Source organism: Caproiciproducens puteiluti (genome assembly GCF_052442865.1).
GTDB lineage: Bacteria > Bacillota > Clostridia > Oscillospirales > Acutalibacteraceae > Caproiciproducens.
Genome location: NZ_CP194790.1, coordinates 3535391 through 3549869 on the forward strand (window position 1 = coordinate 3535391; position 14479 = coordinate 3549869).

Sequence of the window (14479 nt, forward strand, 5' to 3'; positions counted from 1 at the left end):
AGTACCCAAAAGGTTACAGCATAAAAACAATCATCACGGAGCATATCAAAAACAGCCGCGGAACGATTCCGCGGCTGCCGGCATTATTATTCTGTTATCAGTATGCCTTGCCCCAGTAGACCATCGATTTCGCGGGCCTGCCGCAGCAGACGCAGGTGTCGGACAGATGCTCCTGCTCGAACGGCATACAGCGGGAAGAAACGCCCGCGGCTTCCTTGAGCTTTTCTTCGCAGGCCGGGTCGCCGCACCACATGGCTTTGATAAAGCCCGGCTGATTGTCGGCAATGTTTGTAAGCTCCTCCAGAGTCCGGGCGGTATACGTCATGCTTTCGCGGCGGGCAAGCGCGTTTTCGTAAATTCCTTTGCGCACTTCCTCCATCTGTTCCGCAATGGCGGCCTCCAGATTGTCCAGCGGCACAAAAATCTTCTCGCGGTCGCTGCGGCGGACCAGCACGCACCGATTCTTTTCAATATCTTTGGGTCCGATCTCCAGACGGAGCGGAACGCCCTTCATTTCATACTGAGCGAATTTCCAGCCAGGGGTATTGTCCGAATCGTCCACACGCACGCGGAAGCTCTTTTTGAGCCGCTCGCGCAGCTCGTGCGCCTTTTCCAGCACGCCGGGCTTATGCTGGGCGACGGGCAGAATAATCACCTGGATGGGCGCGACGGCGGGCGGGAGCACAAGGCCGTTGTTGTCGCCGTGCGTCATGATGATGCCGCCGATGATGCGGGTGCTCATCCCCCAGGAGGTCTGGAACGGATGGCAGATGGAATTGTCCCTGCCCTGGAAGGTCACGTTGAACGCTTTTGCAAAGCCGTCCCCGAAGTAATGGCTGGTGCCGGACTGAAGCGCCTTGCCGTCGTGCATCATCGCCTCTATGGTATAGGTGGCCACGGCGCCGGCGAATTTTTCCTTGTCGGTCTTGCGGCCCTTGATCACCGGAATGGCAAGATCGTTTTCACAGAAGTCGGCGTAAACCCGGAGCATCTGCTCCGTCTCCGCCTCGGCCTCCTGTGCGGTTTCGTGCATGGTGTGGCCCTCCTGCCAGTGGAATTCCACGGAACGCAGGAACGGGCGCGTGGTTTTTTCCCAGCGCACAACGGAGCACCACTGATTGTAGAGCTTCGGCAGGTCGCGCCAGGAATGGATCACCTTGGCGTAATGGTCGCAGAACAGAGTTTCGGAGGTCGGGCGCACACACATTCTCTCCTGCAGCTTTTCACTGCCGCCCATCGTGACCCAGGCGACCTCGGGAGCAAAGCCCTCTACATGCTCCTTTTCCTTATTCAGCAGGCTTTCGGGAATAAACATCGGCATGGAAACATTTTCATGGCCGAGCTCCTTGAACCTTGTGTCGAGAATATGCTGAATATTTTCCCAGATGGCCCAGCCGTACGGCTGAATGACCATGCATCCGCGCACGCTGGTGTAATCCATCAGCTCCGCTTTTTTGACAATATCGGTATACCATCTGGCGAAATCCTCCTCCATGGGAGTGATCGCGTCTACCATCTTCTTCTGTTCCGCCATTGAAATCTCCTCAATTCTGTTAGATTATACGGGATAAAGCAAACCCCCCGGCTCTTTGCAACGCCAAGGGGTTTATCGATCGTCTTACTTTGTATCTTTATTCGTACCGCTGGTTTTATTGAGTATGACAATCACGGCATAAATCAAAATCATGACGATAAAAATGCCGAGCATGCCCTTCCCCATCAGTTCAAACGATTTTCCGATATCGGCGCCGCTTACGTCGCCCATAAGACTTTTAAACAAAACCGCCATTGCGTTTAACTGCATCATGTTATATCATCCCCCAAATTCTTGCAAGATTCAGGATAATGCCTCCCGCAACAACCGATCCGATCTGGCCGGCCACATTCGCGCCGACCGCATGCATCAGGATGTGGTTCTGGTTGTCCTCTTTCAGAGCCATCTTCTGGATGACCCTCGCGGACATCGGGAACGCGGAAATTCCCGCGCCGCCGACCATCGGGTTGATCTTTTTATCCTTCGGCAGGAACAGGTTCACGATTTTCGCAAAGACCACGCCGCCGATGGTGTCGAACACAAAGGCGAAAAGGCCCAGCGCCATAATGATCAGAGTACCAAGGGTAAGGAACTGCTCCGCCCGCATCTGATAGGCGATGGTGATTCCCAAAAAGATGGTAATCAGGTTTGCAAGCGGTCCCTGCGCGGTCTGGGAAAGCGCTTCCAGCTTGCCGCATTCCCGGATGAGGTTGCCGAACATCAAAAAGCCGACCAGCGCAACGGAATCCGGCGCGACCAGTCCCGCAATCAGCGTAACGATGATCGGGAACAGGATTTTCGTGGTTTTGGAAACCGCCTTCGGATTATAGGGCATATGGATCATCCGCTCATGCTTCGTCGTCACAAGGCGGATCGCCGCGGGCTGGATAATCGGCACCAGCGCCATATAGGAGTAAGCCGCCACCGCAATCGCGCCGATGTAATTGCTGTGGAGTATCTGTGAAACCAGAATGGAGGTTGGGCCGTCCGCCGCGCCGATCACTCCGGCGGCCATTGCGTCCTTCAGCGGGAACCCGAGCAGAACCGCCAGCACGACGGTAAGGAAGATGCCGAACTGGGCCGCGCCGCCGAACAGCAGCATGCGCGGGTTGGAAAGCAGCGGGCCGAAATCAATCATCGCGCCGATTCCCACGAACAATAAAAGAGGGAATGCTTCGGAAGCGACGATTCCCTTTTCAAACAGCCACTTCACAATGCCGGAGTCCCCCACTACGCCGGGGAGCGGCAGGTTGACAAGGATTGCTCCGAATCCCATCGGTAAGAGCAGTGCCGGTTCGAAATCCTTTTCAATGGCAAGCCAGATCAGCAGCGCGCCGATCGCCCACATGACCAGCATCTTGGGGTTCTGGGCCATGTACTGAATGCCGTTCGTTAAAAAGCTGAATTCACTCAACGACTTTAACTCTCCTTCTGTTAAAAAATGCGAAACTTAAAATTATTATATCTGATACGCGGTGCTATTTCAAGTAAAAGCACAATAAAATCGCAGAAAAACAGAAGAAAATTAAAAAACCGCCATGCCTGCGCACAGCGGTTTCAGGAAGATGTGTCACTCAGACATTATCTTCAATGTACTTGACCAGTTCCCCAACGGTTTTGATGTTGTCAATCTCTTCATCGGGAACTTCGATTTCAAACTCGTCCTCGATGGACATCAACAGGTCGACTACATCCAAGGAATCGGCGCCCAGATCGTCAGCAATGCTTGTTTCGGGAGTGATAGAGTCCTCCTCAACGTCAAACTGTTCGCTGAGAATCGCCTTTACCTTCTCAAAAACCATGTCGTATCCTCCTTAAAAATCTTGATTACAAATTTTGAAACATCGGCACGCGGAAAACGTTATTGTTTATTGTGGACAAAAATATCTCTCGTGTGTTACAATTGCCACAGAAAAAACCACATAAATCGCTCCGGACACTGATTGTATAACCACATATTATTAGCAAACCATGACTTTGTCAATATTTTTTTAACCTTTTTTTTAGAAAGCAAGAGGAAAGAAAATGGCCGAGAATCATTTCGCCGTGATTGGACATCCAATTGCGCACACCATGTCCCCGTTTATTCATGAAAGACTTTTCGCCCTGAGCGGGAAAGCCGGCCGCTATGGAGTCCTGGACATCGCGCCGGAGGAGCTGCCCGGCCGGATGGAGCTGCTGCGTACCCTGAGCGGCTTCAACATCACCATTCCCCATAAGCAGTCGATTATTCCGCTGCTGGATGGGCTGAATGAAAAATCGGAATTTTTTCATTCGGTCAACACCGTAAAAAATACGGACGGCCGTCTGACCGGCTTCACCACGGACGGCACGGGCTTCTGCAAGGCACTGAAAGCCGGCGGCGCGTTCCTGGGCGGCCGCACGGTCGTGCTCGGCGCGGGCGGCGCGGGCAGAGTGCTGGCGTTTGAAGCGGTCCTTGCCGGCGGCAGCGTGACCGTGGCCGTGCGCCCGCACGGGCTGGCGGCGGCGGAAAAGCTCTGTGCGGATATCCGCGCAAAAACGGCGGGCGCACAGGCGGGTTTCTGCCTTATGGAGGACATCGGCGGAAAAATCGATTTACTGGCCAACGCCACGCCGGTCGGCATGTTCCCCCGCACCGGGGAATGCCCGGTCCCGGAGGAAACCATCCGGAAAGCCGCCTGTGTTTTCGACGCGGTATACAACCCGGACGAAACGCTTCTGATCAGAACCGCGCGCAAAAACGGCGTGCGGGCCGTCGGCGGGATGAGCATGCTGGTCTGGCAGGCGGCCGCCGCACACGAAATCTGGTACGGGGCGAGCTTTGACGCAGGCGATATTCAGGCGCTCTGCGCCGACGCGGTGGCGGAAATGAAAAGGAAATTCGGCAATATCGTTTTATGCGGCTATATGGGCAGCGGAAAAACCTGCGTGGGAAACCGCCTTGCCCGGATCACGGGCCGCACCTTTGTGGATATGGACCGCTATATCGAGCAGAAGGAGGGCGTGACGGTCGCGGAAATTTTCTCCTTGCGGGGAGAAGCCGCCTTCCGCGCGATGGAACGCGCGGCGGCAAAAGAACTGTCCCTGAAAAGCGGCCTGATCATCGCCACGGGCGGCGGGGCGCTGATGGACCCCGAAAACACGGCCGCCCTGAAAGGAAACGGCGTGATCGTACTGCTGGACGCTTCTGTCGAGGCCATCCGGCATCGCCTTTCCGGCGACTCCACCCGCCCGCTGCTCAGCGGGCCCGGCCGGGAGGAAACCATGAGCCGCCTTTACAGCGAGCGGACGGACAGGTACCGCGCCGCGGCGGATTTCACGGTGGACGCGGACGGCGGGGTGGAAACGGTTGCGGAAAAAATCCGGGAGACAGTAAAAATCCCGCTCATTCCAAACGAATAAGCGGGACCCTGTTATTTATCCTGAAGCGTCATGTCGGCGTAGGTGCGGTAAGCGTCCTTCCCGCTGTTTTTCGCGGCGTACATGGCCGCGTCGGCCTTCGCAAACAGCTCGTTGTAGTTTTTTCCGTCGTCCGGGTAAAACGCGACCCCTATGCTGCCGGAAACCCTGAGCTCCGCGTCGTCCTGAGGATGGGCGTTGCGGAAGATGGTCTGCAGCACATCGGCTTTCCGCCTGACATCCCTGCGGGAAATATCCATCAGGAACACCACAAACTCGTCCCCGCCGATCCTGCCGATAATATCGTCCTCGCGGAATTTTTTCTTGATTTTGGAAGCAATATCGACAATCACTTCGTCCCCTACCAGGTGGCCCAGATTGTCGTTTACATTCTTAAAATTATCGATATCGATGGTAAACAGGGCGTGGCGGCTCCCCGGGGAGCTTTGGCCAATCGCCTTGTCGATCAGCGCGTTGGTGGTCATCCGGTTGTAAAGGCCGGTCAGCTGGTCGTGCTCCGCCTTCTCCTTTAAGCTGATCGTTTCCCGTTTCTGCCTGTCGATATCGGAAATAAAGGCGATCATCCGGAGCGGTTCCTTCTGCTCGTCCCGGATCACCGTGCTGCGCACCCGGTACCACCGGTAATTGCCGTTGACATCCTTGAACCGGTACTCGGGGCTTCTGGGATTGCTCCCGTTTAAAAAATCGTAGATATCGTTGAGGATGCGCGACTTGTCGTCGTCGAAAATAATATCCGAATGGTAGAGCTGGTCCAGAAGGCCGTCCGCATTCACCTCAATGCCGAATTTCTCTTTGAACGGGGGCGAACAGTAAAGCTCCTGCGTCTTGAAATTATAATCGCAGATCGGGTCGGCCGCCTGTTCCATGATGATACGGTAGCGTTCCTCGCTGGCGGCAAGCTCCCGCCTGGCTTTTTTGATAATTTCAAGCTGTTCCCTTTCCCGCTTGATGGAATGCCTTCTCTTGGTAATATCCTCCAATACGCCGCAAAAATACTCAGAACCATCCCCCGCCGTCATAAGACGCAAACAGCAGATGGTCCAGATATAGTCCCCGTCTTTCCGAACCAGTTTCAGTTCCAGCTCGGCAAGGCCGCGTTTTTTTAAGCTTTCGGCAAGTCTACCCCAGTTGATCCGCTGGTCGCTGCTCAGCAGCCGGTTCGGCGCCGGCCCGTTCAGCGCGGTGATTTCCCCTTCGCTGTACCCAAACATCCTGTAAAAGGAAGCGCTTGCGTAGATAATCGTCAGGACACCATCGTTCTTACAGCAGAAAACACCGCCGCCGAGGTAATTGGCTATGTTTTCTATACCGAGCGTACTCATTGCCGTTTGGGGCATCGGCGTCACTTCTTTCTGTAAAGACACTTGCTGATTCTCAGGTTGATATACTTACTAATTATAGCAAATCAGTATAGAACAATCAAGAAATTTCGGATGGATTTTCACGTCCTTTTTTCTTTACGCCCAAATCCCCGCAATTTCATCTTGACACCGGCGGCATTCTGTATTATGATACGGAATAAGGTGAACGCAAAGGAGTTACATGATGAATTTGTCCGCATACACAACACGATTTACAGGTTTCGGTTATCCCCGCTATTTTATGGCGTGGGATTTTTGTGCGTGCAGCAAAGTCAACTGTAAGCTTTTGTGTAAAAGGATATAGCCGTATTTTATTGACTGATAACGGGCTGATATTTTTGACGGAGCTGACAGCAGCTCCGTTATTTTTTTACTCATTTTTACCGGCCCGCATCAAAGGAGGAACAGCATGATTATCGTATTAAAACCCGAATGTACCCCGCAGCAGCTTTCAGAATTCACGGATTCGCTCACCAGGGAATACAGCGTGAAGGTCAACACCTGGGTGGGGACGCAGAGCACCGTGCTTGGGCTGATCGGCGACACTTCCGCCATCGACATCGACTTCATTGCCGCGCAGGATTTCGTGGAAAGCGTAAAACGGGTACAGGAGCCGTATAAAAAAGCAAACCGCAAGTTTCATCCGGACAACACGGTGATTACCCTGCCGACCGGCCAGACCATCGGCGACGGCGGGCTCGCGCTGATTGCCGGGCCATGCTCGGTGGAAAACGAGGCCCAGATCTGCGGCGTGGCCGAACGGGTGAAAAAGGCGGGGGCGCAGTTCCTGCGCGGCGGCGCTTTCAAGCCCAGGACCTCCCCCTACGCCTTCCAGGGGCTGCGGGCCGAGGGACTGGAGCTTCTCAGGGAAGCGAAAAAGAAAACCGGCCTGCCGATCGTTACGGAGCTCATGAGCATCGGCCAGATCGACCTGTTCCTGAAGGAGAATGTGGATATCATCCAGGTCGGCGCGAGAAACATGCAGAATTTCGAGCTGCTGAAGGAGCTTGGAAAAATCAGAAGGCCCATCCTGCTCAAGCGCGGGCTTTCGAGCACGATCGAGGAGCTTCTGATGAGCGCCGAATACATTATGGCCGGCGGCAACGACAACGTGATCCTGTGCGAGCGCGGAATCCGGACCTACGAGACTTACACGCGCAACACCCTCGACATTTCCGCCATTCCGATTCTGAAAAAGCTTTCCCATCTGCCGGTGGTGGTCGACCCGAGCCACGCCTCCGGCATTGCCTGGCTGGTGGAGCCGCTGGCGCTCGCCGCGGTCGCGGCCGGGGCGGACGGACTGATTATCGAGGTCCACAACAACCCCGCCAAGGCCCTGTCCGACGGCGCGCAGTCCCTGACGCCCGACCAGTTTGACAAGGTGGCGGCGCATGTGAAGGTCGCCGCGAAAGCTTTTGGAAGAAAAGTGGATTCCCCCGCCGATTTTTGCTATAATAAAGCTTAAAAATACTGCGTACGGAGGGAAGCCTGTATGAACAAGAAAATCGTGATCGTCGGCCTGGGCCTGATCGGCGGTTCGCTTGCGAAAGCCTTTCAGAAATACAGCGAATGCACCGTCGCCGGAATCGACCGGGACCCCGAAGTCCTGAAAGCCGCGCTGGGCTGCGGCGCGATCGACAAGATCGGGGACGACGGGGATATCCGCGGCGCCGACCTGCTCTACCTTTGCCTGTACCCGCAGGCCGATATCGACTTTATCGCTTCGCACGCCCATCTGATTCCCTCGTCGTGCCTTGTCACCGACACCTGCGGCATCAAGTCGGAAATCTGCAGGCACCTTCCGCTTCTGGCAGAGAAGCACGGCTTTCCCTTCGTGGGGGGGCACCCCATGGCGGGCAAGGAACAGAGCGGCTTTGCGGCAAGCGACGCCGACCTTTTTCTGGACGCCAGCTATCTTATCGTTCCGTGCGGCGCGCCGCAGCCCGCTGTTGACATGCTCAAGGCGGTCGCCGTGGAGCTTCATTTCGGCGGCACGGTGGTCACCACGCCGGAGCACCACGACCAGATGATCGCGTTTACCAGCCAGCTTCCCCACGTGCTTGCCTGCGCCTATGTCATGAGCCCGCGGTGCCCGGAGCACAACGGCTTTTCCGCCGGAAGCTACCGGGATGTTTCCCGTGTCGCGAATATCAACGAGCAGCTTTGGGCGGAGCTTTTCATCGACAACCGGAAGGCGCTTTCCGAGGAACTGGATACGCTCATCACGAATATCACCGATATCAAAGAGGCGGTCGCGAAAGGCGACGCCGAAGCCCTGCGCGTGCTTCTGCGCAGGGGCAGACTGATCAAGGAAAGGCTTGGTGAATAATGGAACTGACGGTGCACACGTCCGGTGCCTACCGGATCATCATTGAGCGCGGCTGTATGGACGCGGCCGGCGCACACGCCGGGGAGCTTTTCAAGGCCGGCGCCAAAACGGTCGTCATCGGCGACAGCAACGTGCTCCCGCTGTACGGAAAGCGCGTGCTGGATTCTCTGGAAGCCGCGGGCTTTTCCGCTTCCCTGTTCTCTTTTCCGGCGGGCGAGGAAAGCAAACGCCTTTCCTCCATTGAAGCCATGTATGCCGAGTGCGCGGCTCGGGGCCTTACCCGCAGCGACTTTATCGTCGCCCTCGGCGGCGGGGTAACGGGCGATATGGCGGGGTTCGCCGCGGCGACCTTTCTGCGCGGAATCCCGTTCATCCAGATACCGACCACCCTTTTGGCGCAGATCGATTCCTCCGTCGGCGGAAAAACCGGCGTGGACCTGCCGCAGGGAAAAAACCTGGTCGGAGCGTTCCACCAGCCCAAGCTGGTGCTGATTGACCCGGACACGCTCTCCACGCTTCCCCCGCGGTACTTTTCCGACGGAATGGCGGAGGCGATCAAATACGGCTGCATCAAAAGCCGGGTCCTGTTCGATATGATTGTCAGAGAAGAGATTTCTCAGAAGATAGAAGAACTGATTTTCCACTGTGTGGACATTAAGCGCGAGGTGGTCGAGCGGGACGAATTCGACACCGGCGAGCGCATGCTCCTGAACTTCGGCCACACCTTCGGTCACGCGCTGGAAAAGCTGTACGGCTTCAAGAAGCTTTCCCATGGGGAAGCGGTCGGGATCGGCATGGTGATGATGGCAAAATGCGGCGAAAACGCGGGGATTACAAAGGCCGGAACGACCGATGAAATCATCGCCGCCCTGAAAAAATACAGCCTGCCGGTAAAGGACGAAATGCCCGTAAACCGGATTTTGGAAGCTACCGCGCTGGATAAAAAGAGCAGCGGCGGCATGATCAGCCTGATTATGCTCAGGGAAATCGGCGAAAGCTTTGTGGACCGCGTTTCCCGCGGCAGTCTTGCCGAGCTGACCGGGGTGCTGTGATGGCAAATGTAACGATCTCCCCCTCCGTCCTGAGCGGAAGCATCCTCGTGCCCCCCTCCAAAAGCGCGGCGCACCGCGCGGCGATCTGCTCCGCGCTGGCGGGTGGAGCCCCTCTTTTTGACGGGGAAGCGATCAGCAACGACATTACGGCGACCTGCCGCGCTATGCGGGCGATCTGCGGCGACGGGGACCCCGTGCGGATCGACTGCGGGGAATCCGGGTCCACCCTACGCTTTCTGATTCCCGTCGCAGCGGCGCTGGGGCTGAACGCGGAATTCACCGGCAGCGGGCGCCTGCCGGAGCGGCCCATCGGCGTATACCTGGACTGCCTGCCGCAGCACGGCGTTTCGTGCGGGACACAGGGCGGGCTTCCGCTTTCCGTCAGCGGACGGATGACCCCGGGCCGGTTCGTGCTGCCGGGAAACGTCAGCTCCCAGTTCATTACGGGCCTTCTGCTCGCGCTTCCGCTTCTGGACGGCGACAGCGAGCTGATACTCTCCTCTCCGCTGGAAAGCGCGGGGTACGTGGATATGACGGTCGAAATCATGCGCGAATACGGCGTAACGGCACAGCCCGCCCAAAACGGCTGGAACATTGCGGGACGCCAGAAATACCGCCCGTGCGAATACCGGGTGGAGCGGGACTGGTCGCAGGTGGCATTCTTCCTCGCCGCGGGCGCTTTGGGCGGCAACCTCCGTCTGGAGGGCCTGAACCGGGATTCCTGTCAGGGCGACCGCGCGGCGGAGCGGCTTTTCAGGGAATTCGGTGCAAGGATGGAGTGGAACGGTTCCGTTTTGTCCGTCTCGCCAAACGAGCTGAAGGGCATGGAAATCGACGCGTCCCAGATTCCCGACCTTGTGCCGGTTCTGGCGGCGACCGCCGCGCTCTGCCGCGGACGCACGCGGATTTACAACGCGCAGCGGCTGAGAATCAAGGAGAGCGACCGCCTTTTCGCCATGGCCGACGGGCTGACCAAGCTGGGCGGAAGGGTCACGGAAACCGACGACGGGCTGATTATCGACGGCGTTCCGACGCTGCACGGCGGCAAAGCGGAGGGCTTTAACGACCACCGCATTGTGATGGCCCTTTCCGTTGCCGCGCTGAAAGCCGACGGCAGCGTCACAGTCACCGACGCGCAGAGCGTTCAGAAGAGCTATCCGGCCTTTTTTGAAGATTACAATCGGTTGGGAGGAAAAGCGAATGTCTTCCACATGGGGTGAAACGGTAAAAATATCCATCTTCGGCGAAAGCCACGGAAAGGCGATCGGGGTGGTGCTGGACGGCCTGCCCGCCGGGGAAAAAATCGACCTCGACTCCGTAGCGCTGCAGATGAGCCGCCGCGCACCGGGCAGGGATTCCACGAGCACGCCGCGAAAGGAAAGCGACCTGCCGCAGATCGTCAGCGGGATGCTCAACGACACAACGACCGGCGCGCCGCTGTGCGCGCTGATTGAAAATACGAACACCCGGTCCGGGGACTACGACAACCTGAAGCTTGTCCCCCGTCCGGGACACGCGGACTTCCCCGCGCACCTGCGTTACGGCGGATACAACGACGTGCGCGGCGGCGGGCATTTTTCCGGTCGGCTGACGGCCCCCCTCGTCTTTGCGGGCGCGGTGTGCCGCCAGATTTTGCAGCGCCGGGGCATTCTGATCGGCGCGCATGTTTTCTCGGTAAAGGATGTGACGGACGACCCGTTTGACCCCGTATATATTCCGGAGGATCTACTGACTTCCTTATCCTCAGTTTATTTTCCCGTTATCAATGAAAATGCAAAACAGAAGATGAGGGATACCATCGAGGCCGCCCGGCTTGCCCAAAACAGCGTGGGCGGCGTGGTCGAATGCGCGGTGACCGGTCTTTCGGCGGGCGTCGGCGGCCCCCTGTTCGGGGGAATCGAGCCGGTGTTTTCCTCCATCCTGTTCGGCATTCCGGCGGTCAAGGGCGTGGAGTTCGGCGCGGGCTTCGGCGCTTCGGCGCTTTTCGGCAGCGAAAACAACGACCCCTATTTCTGCGACGGCGGCACGGTGAAAACAAAAACCAACCACGCGGGCGGAATCCTGGGCGGGATTTCCACCGGGATGCCGGTTCTTTTCCGCGCGGCGTTCAAGCCGACGCCGTCAATTGCGCTGGAACAGGACAGCGTGGACCTGACCGCAAAAGAGAACACAAAGCTCAGCGTACACGGGCGGCACGACCCCTGCATTGTCCCGCGCGCGGTCCCCGTGGTGGAAGCCGCGGCGGCGGTTGCGCTGATGAACCTGATCAATCTGCATACCGGAGGAATGAAAGCATGACCCTTGAAGAAATCAGACAGGAAATAGACCGGATCGATAAGGAGCTTCTTCCGCTGTTCGTCCGTCGCATGGACTGCGCGAAGCAGGTCGCCGCCGTCAAACAGGAGCAGAAGCTTCCGGTGTTCAACGGCGGGCGCGAGCAGGAAATTCTGGACCGCATCGTTCGTCAGGCCGAGGAATACGGCGGCGAAGCACGGCTCCTTTATTCCGGCATGATGGATATGAGCCGGGCGCTGCAGTACAACCTGCTCGGCGGGGGCGGAGAACTGCGGGAAACCATCCGCAAAGCCGGCGCCGCGCCGGAAAAGGCGGAAAAGATCGCCTGCCTTGGGGAAAACGGCTCCTTTTCCCACGAGGCGCTCAGCCTGCTGTACCCCAAAGCGGCTCCCCAGTTTTATCAGGGCTTCGGCGGGATTTTCTCGGCCGTCGCCAACGGGCAGGCGGACCTGGGAATCCTCCCGGTGGAAAACTCCTCCGCCGGTTCGGTCAGCGAGGTTTACGACCTCATTCTGAAATACCGGTTCTGTATTGTCAACGCGGCGACTTTGCACGTTCACCACTGTCTGGCGGCGGCCAAAAAAGTGGACGTCCGCACCATCGGCACGGTGTACTCCCACCCGCAGGCGCTGTCCCAGTGCTCGGAGCACATCACCAGAAACGATCTGCGCCCCCTGCCGTGCTCCAACACGGCCTCGGCCGCACAGATGGTCGCGCAGCGGCAGGAGGCCGGGATCGCCGCCATCTGCTCCGAGCACGCGGCAAACGAATACAAGCTGCACATTCTGGAAAGGGATATCCAGAACAGCTCAAACAACTGTACGCGGTTTATCGTCATCAGCCGCAGCCTGTTTATCCCGGACCGCGCCCGGAAAATCAGCCTGTGTTTTTCGCTTCTCCACAAAACCGGCACTCTCTACAGTGTGCTCGCGCGCTTTGCGGCGCTCGGGCTGAACCTGACGAAAATAGAGAGCCGCCCGATTCAGGATAAAAACTTTGAATACGATTTTTATCTTGATTTTACCGGCAATGTGCGGGAGGACGCGACGCTGAACCTGATCTGTTCGCTTTACGACGAACTTCCCCGTTTCTCCTTTTTGGGGAACTACACGGAAAACGAATAACCTTGCCGATAGAAGGAACCCGCCGGGCTTTTCAGTCCGGCGGGTTCTCTTTTCTGTTCCTCGTACGCCTGACGCGCGGCTCGCGCTTGCAGTACGGCGGATGTTTTTTATGGCTTTGATGATGCTCGAGACACTCGGCGCATTTTCCATGGCGCTCACAGTTGATTCTAGGACAGCTGCAGGTGTCCGTCCCGTTTTCCAGTAGCATATTTTCTCCTCCGCCGCTTTCTCACAGACGCTCATCCTCTGGATTCGCAACATACAGAGCGATATCCTGAACCCTGCAATCCAGAATGCGGCACAAATCATTGATTGTAACGGTCGAAAGCGGCTGATTGCGGCGCAGACGCGTCAGCATACTGCTGCTGATATGATGACTTTTGATCAGGGCATAAGTAGTAACGCCCCGCTTTTTCAGCGTTTCCCAAAATGGAGTATACAAAATCATTCCGGCAATCTCCGCTTGGCCGCAAGGGCGACCCAGCCCTTTTCGGTTCTGCGGCTGACGATTGTAAACTTTTTCTCCACCTCGTCCAGAACGTCCCGCTCGCGGGTGTCGATAATCCCGCTCATCAGATAAACCGTATCCGGATACAGAAACCGCTCGATATCCTTTGTCAGCAGAATGATTACATCCGCGACGATATTCGCGACCACGATGTTGTATTTTCCGCTGACCTTGTCGGTCAGGTCGCCGCAGATGCCGGTAAAGCGGTCGGCCACCTGATTGATTTCGGCGTTCTGTTCGGCGGTCTTGACCGCGAGCGCGTCGATGTCCACGCCGACGGCCTTTTGCGCGCCCAGAAGCAGAGCCGCGACGGAGAGGATGCCGCTTCCGCAGCCGACGTCCAGCACCTCACAGCCGGGCGTGACGGTTTCTTCCAGCAGCTCCATGCACAGGCGCGTTGTTTCGTGGGTACCGGTGCCGAATGCCAGCCCCGGCTCCAGGTGGAGCACCTTACGGTCTCCGGCATCGTATTCCTCTTCCCAGGTGGGACGGATCAAAAGCTTTTCGCCTACCGGAATCGGTTTAAAATATTTTTTCCAGTTGTTGATCCAGTCCTCTTCCACACAGTTCGCCGTGGTGATCGTATGCCGGATGCCCTCCGCGTTGTAACGCTCGCTTAAAAAGGCGATGGCCTCTGCGGGGTTTTCCTCCGGGCTGATATAGACGTGCACCTTTGCCTTTGAGCGGTCCTTTTTCAGCAGGTCCTCGTCGATCAGGTCGATGTGTGCGATTTCCTCCACCTCTTCGCACAGGTGCGAATAATCCTCAATATAAATTCCGTACGGCACCACCATCTGGGCAATGTCCCCGGCTCTGTCAATCTCCTTTGCGTCCACCTCTGCCGTTACTTCCGTCCAGTCCATTTTTTCCTCCT

Annotated in this window: 14 protein-coding genes; 7 read left to right on the forward strand and 7 right to left on the reverse strand. The window is 57.1% G+C overall.

The window, feature by feature from the left end; genetic code table 11:
• Positions 1-97: 97 nt before the first annotated feature.
• The 4 genes from proS to acpP all read right to left on the reverse strand — a co-directional run bounded on the left by proS (position 98) and on the right by acpP (position 3336).
• Positions 98-1534: a proline--tRNA ligase gene (proS, locus tag ACRQU7_RS17085; protein WP_444642122.1), complete on the reverse strand. Its 1437-nt coding sequence runs from the start codon at positions 1532-1534 to the stop codon at positions 98-100.
• A gap of 84 nt (positions 1535-1618) precedes the next feature.
• Complete coding sequence (locus tag ACRQU7_RS17090; RefSeq protein ID WP_141397635.1) at positions 1619-1807, reverse strand: OadG-related small transporter subunit; 189 nt, start codon at positions 1805-1807, stop codon at positions 1619-1621.
• A 1-nt stretch (position 1808) separates the two neighbouring features.
• Complete coding sequence (locus tag ACRQU7_RS17095; protein ID WP_444645623.1) at positions 1809-2891, reverse strand: sodium ion-translocating decarboxylase subunit beta; 1083 nt, start codon at positions 2889-2891, stop codon at positions 1809-1811.
• A 217-nt stretch (positions 2892-3108) separates the two neighbouring features.
• A complete protein-coding gene (gene acpP, locus ACRQU7_RS17100) occupies positions 3109-3336 on the reverse strand; it encodes an acyl carrier protein (protein WP_038325944.1) in 228 nt (75 codons plus the stop codon).
• Between the two features lie 223 nt (positions 3337-3559).
• On the opposite strand from acpP, the gene ACRQU7_RS17105 reads away from it, so the two are divergent.
• Positions 3560-4918, forward strand: a complete 1359-nt coding sequence (locus ACRQU7_RS17105; RefSeq protein WP_444642124.1) for a shikimate kinase — start codon at positions 3560-3562, stop codon at positions 4916-4918.
• An 11-nt stretch (positions 4919-4929) separates the two neighbouring features.
• On the opposite strand, the gene ACRQU7_RS17110 is transcribed toward ACRQU7_RS17105, so the two are convergent.
• Positions 4930-6300: a sensor domain-containing diguanylate cyclase gene (locus ACRQU7_RS17110; protein ID WP_141826386.1), complete on the reverse strand. Its 1371-nt coding sequence runs from the start codon at positions 6298-6300 to the stop codon at positions 4930-4932.
• A gap of 406 nt (positions 6301-6706) precedes the next feature.
• On the opposite strand from ACRQU7_RS17110, the gene aroF reads away from it, so the two are divergent.
• From aroF to ACRQU7_RS17140, 6 genes are read left to right on the forward strand one after another with little or no spacing between them, the layout of a single operon-like run.
• Positions 6707-7762, forward strand: coding sequence for a 3-deoxy-7-phosphoheptulonate synthase (aroF, locus tag ACRQU7_RS17115; protein ID WP_038325945.1), 1056 nt, complete (start codon positions 6707-6709; stop codon positions 7760-7762).
• A 27-nt stretch (positions 7763-7789) separates the two neighbouring features.
• Complete coding sequence (locus ACRQU7_RS17120) at positions 7790-8626, forward strand: prephenate dehydrogenase (protein WP_444642127.1); 837 nt, start codon at positions 7790-7792, stop codon at positions 8624-8626.
• Positions 8626-9678: a 3-dehydroquinate synthase gene (gene aroB / locus ACRQU7_RS17125; RefSeq protein ID WP_444642129.1), complete on the forward strand. Its 1053-nt coding sequence runs from the start codon at positions 8626-8628 to the stop codon at positions 9676-9678. Before ACRQU7_RS17120 ends, aroB begins: the two co-directional genes overlap by 1 nt.
• Positions 9678-10898 (forward strand): 3-phosphoshikimate 1-carboxyvinyltransferase, encoded by a 1221-nt coding sequence (aroA, locus tag ACRQU7_RS17130; RefSeq protein WP_444642131.1) that lies wholly within the window; start codon positions 9678-9680, stop codon positions 10896-10898. Before aroB ends, aroA begins: the two co-directional genes overlap by 1 nt.
• Entirely contained in the window at positions 10879-11976 is a 1098-nt protein-coding gene (gene aroC, locus ACRQU7_RS17135; protein WP_444642133.1) for a chorismate synthase, read from the forward strand. Before aroA ends, aroC begins: the two co-directional genes overlap by 20 nt.
• Positions 11973-13097, forward strand: coding sequence for a bifunctional chorismate mutase/prephenate dehydratase (locus ACRQU7_RS17140; protein WP_444642135.1), 1125 nt, complete (start codon positions 11973-11975; stop codon positions 13095-13097). Before aroC ends, ACRQU7_RS17140 begins: the two co-directional genes overlap by 4 nt.
• A gap of 229 nt (positions 13098-13326) precedes the next feature.
• Here the strand turns inward: ACRQU7_RS17140 and ACRQU7_RS17145 are convergent, their stop codons facing one another.
• Together ACRQU7_RS17145 and prmA are read right to left on the reverse strand one after the other, a co-directional pair.
• Positions 13327-13545, reverse strand: a complete 219-nt coding sequence (locus tag ACRQU7_RS17145; RefSeq protein WP_444642137.1) for a helix-turn-helix domain-containing protein — start codon at positions 13543-13545, stop codon at positions 13327-13329.
• Positions 13542-14468, reverse strand: coding sequence for a 50S ribosomal protein L11 methyltransferase (gene prmA / locus ACRQU7_RS17150; protein WP_444642139.1), 927 nt, complete (start codon positions 14466-14468; stop codon positions 13542-13544). The genes ACRQU7_RS17145 and prmA overlap by 4 nt, the downstream gene beginning before the upstream one ends.
• Between the last annotated feature and the right edge of the window lie 11 nt (positions 14469-14479).